We start from the raw sequence: 7,459 nt of genomic DNA on the forward strand, positions 1-7,459 counted from the left end.
ACTTTGGCGTCGGGTTGCGGTGTTAGGCTCCATGGTCACAGACACACTTTAGGAGAAGCGCAATGTCCGAACTAAGCAGGTCAGTCAAGGTTGAAGATCACCCGATCATCTTCTCCCACCGCGGCCTCAACCTCGAAGCACCCGAAAACACCATGGCGGCATTTCGCCTGGCCCACGCTCGCGGTGTCCAGTGGATAGAAACCGATATCGATGTTATAGCGGATGAAACGCCAATCCTCATGCATGACGCAACCACCGATCGAACCACGAATCGCCCCGGTAGCGTCTACGACCTGCGCCGTGAAGACCTGTCTGACCTCGACGCTGGTTCATGGTTCGGTCCGCAGTACGTCGGTGAACCCGTACCCACCCTGGACGACCTCGTCGCCTTTGCAAACGAAACCGGCATGAACCTCAACGTGGAGCTGAAAGCCAACCAGCAGGGGAAGGAACGTTCCTTGATCCTGGTTGAGAAGGTTGCGGAAAGCCTCAGCAAGCTTGAGGACCACGTCTCGGTCATGATCTGCTGCTTCTCACCTCTGCTCCTTGCCGAGTACGGGCGCAGGGATCCCAGCATGGATCTAGCCCTTCTCACTGACCGCCACACGCTGACGCCGGACTGGCGCTCCATACTGGAGCTGGCCGGGGCCACCTACCTTCACCCCGAACACAGCAGTTTGACGCCGGAGCTAACCCAGAGCATCCGCGATGCAGGCTTCGGCATTAACCCCTGGACGGTCAACTCCATGGCACGCGCCAATGAGCTGATCAACTGGGGTTGCACCGGCATCATTACCGATGTCGCTGACGTCATGATGCGCTAGCGCAGACGACGCTGCTACTTTTTCGGACTGGTCTTCTTCAGCCAGATCACGATGAGGACGGCTGCGATGAGGACGATGGCAAGGATATCGACCCAGACGCTGGAAAGAAGCGCGCTCTGACTCTGCAACCACGCCGACATCTCGTAGGGCAGCAATGCAGGCGCTGAAACCAGACCGTTGGTGGTCCAGAAGATGATGCCGACGAGGACGATAATCGTGCCGCCGATAACCGAAGTGGTGTGGAAGCTACGTCCAAACAGCTTGAAGCTGCGGCCTCGCAGGAAGCCCTTGGTTCGAGAACTCATCTTGTCCCACAGTGCCGCGATGATCAGCAGGGGCACCACCATGCCTGCGCCGTAGAGAGCCAGAAGGATCCCTGCCATAACGACGCTGCCCTGAGCTGCGGCCATAGTCAGCACCGCACCCAGAATTGGTCCGGAGCAGAACCCCGCTACCCCACTGGCCATTCCCAGCAGGAATGATTTGACAAGGCCGGTGCTCTTTGTGGCGCGCTGATCAAGCTTGCTGCTTCCAGGCAGCAGCTTTGAGGCATCAAAGCCAAACCCGAAGATCTGAAGAACACCGAAGAGAACCATGATCACCGAGGCAATGGCAATGACCGCCGTGCGGTGAGTGACGAACAGGCTGCCGAATGCCCCTGCTCCCACCCCAAGCGGCAGCAGGACGACCAGCAGTCCCAGGTAGAAGACCGCGCTATGCAGGACGAGCCTTGGGCCCGAACCCACCGTCGATGCGAAGAAAGCCGGCAGCAGCAGCGCCCCGCAGGGGCTGAGGATCGCCAGGGCCCCGCCGATGAAGGCGGTGACCAGACCGATATCCACCTCTAGCCCTGCTGGGTCTTGGCGAGGACGTCCTCGAAAGTCTGGACAAAGACGTCGGTTGGCTGGGCTCCGATGACAGGAACGCCACCCAGGATGACAGTCGGGGTTGAGGTGACCCCGATCCCCTGCACCAGGGCCGCGTGTTCAGCGATGATGGTGGCGGTGGCCGGGTCGGTCAAGTCTGCTTCAAACTGAGCCTGATCCAGTCCGAGCTCACCCGCAAGCGCCGTCAGTGCCTCTTCGGTCAACCCGGTGTCGGCGAGTTTGTCCCCGCCCGGGAAGAGGGCGTTGTTGAACTCAAGGAAACGCCCCTGCAGACCAGCGGCGTAGGCGGCTCGTGCCGCGGTCTCGGATGCAGGGCCGAAGAAGTTGGCGTCACGCCACTCGATCCGCAGCAGCCCCTGGTCGACGTACTCCATCATCACCGGCAGGGTTTCCTCGTTGAAGCGACCGCAGTAGGGGCACTGGTAGTCCGAGTAGACAATCATCGCCACGGGTGCGTCAACTGCACCAACCGCAAGCGGGTCGTTCTCCTCACGGGCCTCCAGGGTCGTGAGGTCGTTCTCCGCAGGTGCCTCAGCACCCGCATTTGCGTCCCCGACCTCATCGGTGGCCCCTTCGACCTCTTCAGTCACCGCAGTCCCGCTAGTCTGAGCCCCCAGGGGTTCTTTGCCAAGGGAGCTGCCCTGCACCAGCCATGCCACCACCAACAGCAGGATTGCAATGATGACGATGAGGATCGGAACGACGATCCTGGTGGCTGAGCTCTTCTTTGGCTGGTTTTCCAAGGTAATTCTCCAAGTTAGCTGCGACGAGATGTCGTGGTTTCGTTTTTCGACCTCGGACAGCTTTGTGCCTGAGGATGGCGAGTTCCAGGTGACCAAGCCCGCGGCCGGCCGCCCCGAGTCCTCAACTAGGCTATCGACTGTTCTGGTTTCCCCGGCAACTCTGTGCCCATCCACACAGATGCGTCGAAGCTACCTGCGGGACCATCTTCCAAGCATTTCTAGTGGGAGCAGACCGCCTTGCCAACCAACCGTTCCGCCCTCCTGCCCACACTGGCACTCACCCTGATGACAGCGGTGTGGGGGTCGACGTTCTTTCTGATCAAGGACCTGCTGCAACAGGTTCCTCCCCTTGACTTCCTGGGGTCACGGTTTGGGTTGGCTGCCATCCTGGTGATCCTGTTTCAGTTCAACCGCCTCAGATCGGCCGGTCGAATCGAGTGGGTTCGCGGTGGGCTCCTTGCCGTCCTGTACTCGTGTGGGCAGCTGCTGCAGACCATCGGCCTCCAGTACACGGATGCTTCCATTTCCGGCTTCATTACCGGAATGTACGTCGTCCTCACCCCCATCCTTATCTGGGTCCTGTTTGGCAAGAAGATTTCCGCCAAGGTGTGGATTGCCGTGGCTATGGCGACCGGGGGACTTGCTTTCCTCAGCATCCAGGGCAACCCCTTCACGGGCGAGGGCGTTCCCTTCAGGATAGGTGAGCTTCTCACGCTGGCGAGCGCACTCTTCTACGCCCTCCACATCGTCTTCCTGGGCAGATGGGCGCACCAGTCTGAACCCGTTACCCTCGGCCTCATCCAGATCGTCGGCGCCGGCATCATCCTTGGTGCCGCAGCCCTTCCGGGTGGTGTTGCCCTACCGCAGACGGTGGGCGCCTGGAGCAGTTTCCTCTACATGACGATCGTGGCCGGACTTGGCGCCGTCGTTGTTCAGACCTGGGCCCAGTCGCGCTTGAATGCCACCACTGCCGCGGTCATTATGACGACCGAACCCGTGTTTGCAGCGGCTTTCGCCATTGCCTTTGGTGGTGAGCCCATGACCAGCCGCCTCCTCCTCGGGGGCGCGCTCGTCCTCACCGCCATGGTCCTAGTTGAGACTGGTGGAACCGATGACAAGCCCTCTTCAACTCCCCCCGATGCGGGTGCGGATGAGGTCGAACACGGCAGTGAACTTATCGAAGATCCCGCTCCCCTCTCCGGGCGCAGTTCCGTTTCCTAACCCTCGTTTTCTAGTCATACTGCCCCACCTTTTCCGCCGGTCGCAAACTTTGCACAATCGTCACTTTCTTGGCACACAAAAACTGTGGAAAGGTGAGAGTGTTGAAGTGTGTCTGTGGCACTTAGAACTGCGTGGTTCCTGTTTGCCTTCAGTCACCAGAGTTGTAGCCAAAGACTAGGGATAGTGAGGCAAAGGGATGTTCACCTGGCTTGGGAAAGCTGACACAAAGCGACCAGTGGTCATACTCATCACCTGGGCGATTGTCGTGGTGGTTGCCGGAATGGCTTCCCTGTGGGGCTTCGGTCAAGGCGGCCTCTTCCAGCGCATGGCAAGCTCTGAGGCGCTGATTCCCGGAACCGACTCTTCGAAGGTACAGAAACTCATCTCCGGTGGGACTGAGGGCGGTGAAACCTCAATCCTGGTGGTCAGCGGGGTCGACACTGACACCGACTGGGATGACCTGGCTGCTTTCGCTGAGAAGCACCGTGAACTGTTTGAGGACGAGTTCGTCGATACGGTTGCCGATGCCTTTCTGATCTCGTCTGAGCTGGACCAGGCTGAGGCCGACGCACAGGCGCAGCTCGAGCAGACCATCAAGGATGAGTCCGCCAAGGCCATCGAAGAAGCACTGGCCCAGGCTGAGGAGTCCGCGCAGCAGGAACTTGCTGCCGCTGAGGCCCAGATGCAGACCCAGGTAGAACAGGCAGCCGCATTGGGACCGGAAGCTCAGGCTGCAGCTCAAGCCCAGGTTGATGCGGCCCGCGCTCAGATGCAGGCTGAGTTTCAGGCCCAGATGGACCAGGCCAAGGCCGAGATCACCCAGCAGGTGACCGAACAGGTCACCGCCGCCGCCACTGAACAGTTCGAAGAAGCTCAGAACGATCCAGAGGTGAAAGCACAGCTAGAGGACGCCCAGGCCCAAATGGATGCGTTGGTTTCCCAGTCTGGTGACGCCTACGTGGTCGTCGTGACCTTCAAGCCTGAACTATCCGACGCGCAGGTCAGTGAAGCCCGGGCGGAACTTGCCGACTCCACGCAGATCTACCGGGATGCGCTGCAAATCGATTTCCCAGGTGCTCAGATAGAAGAGATGTCTGGCGCTCAGATTGAAGCAGCCATTATGGACCAGGTGCAAAACGACCTGGTCACCGGTGAGGCTCTCAGCCTGCCGGTTGCCGCCCTGATCATGCTTATTGTTTTCGGCGGCGCACTGTTTGCGGGCATGCCACTGATTGGCGCTGTTTCCTCAATCGCCGCAGGAATGGGCGCCATCTGGGCCGCCACCTTCTTCACCACGATTGACTCATTCATCCTCAATGTCGTCTCCATCATTGGTGTCGCCCTCTCCATTGACTACGGCCTACTGGTCGTTTCCAGGTACAGAGAAGAATCGAAACTGCTTCTCGAGGGACTTGGTCACTCTCGAACCGCTAAGAACCCGGCCGCCTTGAAGTCAAAGGTTGTGGTTCCCGCTGTCATCAAGACTGTTGAGACCGCCGGCCGAACCGTCCTCTTTTCAGCCGTGACTATCGCGCTGTCTCTTATCGGTTTGGCGATGATCCCCGTCCAGATCCTTCAGGTCATTGCTTGGGGTGGCATCGCTGTCACCCTCCTGGCAGTACTGGCGGCCATCACCCTGGTTCCCGCACTTCTCGCCCTCCTTGGCCGCAAGGTTCTCAAGCCTTCGCCGATCACCAAGGTGCCCGGCGTTGGCCGCCTAGTTGAGGCCATCGGGGACACCTCCACCGACCACGGGTTCTTTTACAGCATTGCCCGCTGGGTCCAGAAGCGTCCCTGGCCCATCATGATCACCGTCACCCTGGTCCTGGTTGCAATGGCACTTCCCACCCAAAGCCTTTTCTTGCGCAACCATTTTGCCGATTACATCCCCCAGGACACCCCGCTGCGAACCGCCTTTGAGACCGTTCAAAACGACTTCCCTGAACTTGCTACCCCCTCTGCCACCGCGGTAATCGATGCGCCGGAGGACAGCCCGGCGGTTCTTGACTTCGTAGTCGAAGTGTCAGAACTGCCAAACGTTGACCAAGCTATCGCGCAACCCCTCGAAGAAGACTCGTCAATGACAAGGGTCGACGTCAGGGTGATTGCTGAGGATCCGGCTGGACCCGAGGTCGTTCAGGTAGTTCACGATATGCGAGCCCTCGACTCTGAAGCCGAGGTCTGGGTAGGTGGCTCAGCGGCCTCGCAGATCGACTTCACCGATACCTTGAAGCAGTACGCCCCGCTGGCCCTGCTCGTTGTGGCCATTGCCGTGACGATCCTCCTCTTCCTGATGACGGGGTCTGTCGTAGTCCCCGTCAGGGCTCTGATCATCAACACCCTGTCGCTGATGGCAGCACTGGGGCTCACTACCGCTATCTTCAACAACGGTTGGTTTGGGGTCCCCGAAACCGGGGGGCTAGAGATCTTTGTTGTCGCCGTCCTTATCGCCTTCGGCTTTGGTTTGGCAATGGACTATGAGGTCTTCCTCCTCTCCAGGATCAAGGAGTACTGGGATGCCGGGGATGACAACAACACGGCTGTGGCTAAGGGTTTGCAGAGGTCGGGCCGCATCATCAGTTCCGCTGCCGCCATCATCGTGGCCGTCTTCATCGGCTTCGCCATGGGTGACATGGTCGCCATCAAACAGATGGGCATTGCCCTGGCAATCATGGTGGTAACCGATGCGACCATCACCCGTATGCTGCTGGTCCCCGCCGTCATGACGATTCTTGGCAAGTGGAACTGGTGGGCCCCCAAACCCTTGGCCAAACTTGCCGCAAAGATCGGCTTGAAGGAGTAGCCGCCGCGGTCAGGATGGTGCGAACGCTCCGCGCGGAGCTCGGCACGAGCCAAGGAACGACTACGCGCGTCGCGGAACAGCTCGGCTACGGCGTCGAGTCGGTTCGAGCCTGGGTCGCCAAGCTGACATCGATGACGGTGTGAAAGCTGGGGTGACGACCGACGAGCAGACCCGCATGAAAGCACTTGAGCAAGAGAACCGAGAGCTCAAGCGCGCCAATGAAATCTTGAAACGTGCCGCGTCTTTCTTCGGGGCGGAGCTCGACCGCCAACACCGGAGCTAGTGTCCTTCATCAACCGCAACAAAGACGATGTTGTTGCTGGTCGCAGGCTCGGGGTCGAAGCATCTGCAGCGTGCTGCAGGTGGCCCCGTCGACGTATTATGCCGCGCATGGCAGACCAGCCTCTGCTCGGAAAATTAGAGATGCAGAGCTCGCGCCCAGACTGCTCGAGCTCTGGGAATCGAACTACTCCGTCTATGGGGTGCGGAAGCTTTGGAAAGCTGCGCAGCGAGCAGGCATCAATATCAGCCATGATCAGGTCGCCCGGCTCATGAAGACCCTCGGGATTGAGGGCGTGCGCCGGGACAAGCGCGTGAAAACTACGAAGCCTGACCCGCGAATGCCGCGGCATCCTGATCTCGTTAACCGTGTCTTCAGCGCGGATGCGCCGAACCAGTTGTGGGTGACGGAATGGACGTTCGTGCCGACCTGGCAGGGTGTCGCCTACGTGTGCTTCATCATTGACGCATACAGTCGCGCGATCGTGGGATGACGATGTGCATCGAGCATGAAGACCGAGACGGTACTCGACGCGATCGAGATGGCCCGCTGGTCACGGGGGAAATACCTCCCCGAGTTGCGCTGCCATAGCGATGCGGGCAGTCAATTCACGTCTATTCGCTACGGAGAGCGCCTCGCAAAGATCGGGGCGACACCCTCGATCGGAACTGTCGGTGACAGCTACGACAACGCCCTCGCTG

5 protein-coding genes and 1 pseudogene are annotated in these 7,459 nt (G+C 59.7%); 4 read left to right on the forward strand and 2 right to left on the reverse strand.

All coding sequences use genetic code 11. The features are described from left to right. Nucleotides 1-62 precede the first annotated feature (62 nt). Entirely contained in the window at nt 63-824 is a 762-nt protein-coding gene (locus tag CS903_RS03960) for a glycerophosphodiester phosphodiesterase family protein (RefSeq protein ID WP_099332232.1), read from the forward strand. Between the two features lie 14 nt (nt 825-838). Here CS903_RS03960 and CS903_RS03965 read toward each other — a convergent pair whose 3' ends face one another. Both CS903_RS03965 and CS903_RS03970 read right to left on the reverse strand, forming a co-directional pair. Then, the gene (locus CS903_RS03965) at nt 839-1,666 is read right to left on the reverse strand and encodes a cytochrome c biogenesis CcdA family protein (protein ID WP_099332233.1); all 828 of its coding nucleotides are present in this window, start codon (nt 1,664-1,666) and stop codon (nt 839-841) included. Between the two features lie 2 nt (nt 1,667-1,668). Then, entirely contained in the window at nt 1,669-2,454 is a 786-nt protein-coding gene (locus CS903_RS03970; RefSeq protein WP_207203740.1) for a DsbA family protein, read from the reverse strand. Nucleotides 2,455-2,691: 237 nt separating this feature from the next. Here CS903_RS03970 and CS903_RS03975 point away from each other — a divergent pair, with 237 nt between their 5' ends. The 3 genes and pseudogenes from CS903_RS03975 to CS903_RS03985 form a co-directional block, all read left to right on the forward strand. Further along, nucleotides 2,692-3,675, forward strand: a complete 984-nt coding sequence (locus tag CS903_RS03975; protein ID WP_242491743.1) for a DMT family transporter — start codon at nt 2,692-2,694, stop codon at nt 3,673-3,675. 196 nt (nt 3,676-3,871) lie between these two features. After that, entirely contained in the window at nt 3,872-6,478 is a 2,607-nt protein-coding gene (locus CS903_RS03980; protein ID WP_099332234.1) for an MMPL family transporter, read from the forward strand. Continuing rightward, a pseudogene (locus CS903_RS03985) lies at nt 6,421-7,459 on the forward strand (IS3 family transposase); the annotation flags it as partial. The gene CS903_RS03980 and the pseudogene CS903_RS03985, both read left to right, overlap by 58 nt.

Source organism: Actinomyces minihominis, from assembly GCF_900187855.1.
GTDB classification, from domain to species: domain Bacteria; phylum Actinomycetota; class Actinomycetes; order Actinomycetales; family Actinomycetaceae; genus Scrofimicrobium; species Scrofimicrobium minihominis.

Coding starts and splice junctions, on each gene's coding strand:
- CS903_RS03960 (WP_099332232.1), top strand. CDS start 63: ATGTCCGAACTAAGCAGGTCAGTCAAGGTTGAAGATCACCCGATCATC.
- CS903_RS03980 (WP_099332234.1), top strand. CDS start 3,872: ATGTTCACCTGGCTTGGGAAAGCTGACACAAAGCGACCAGTGGTCATA.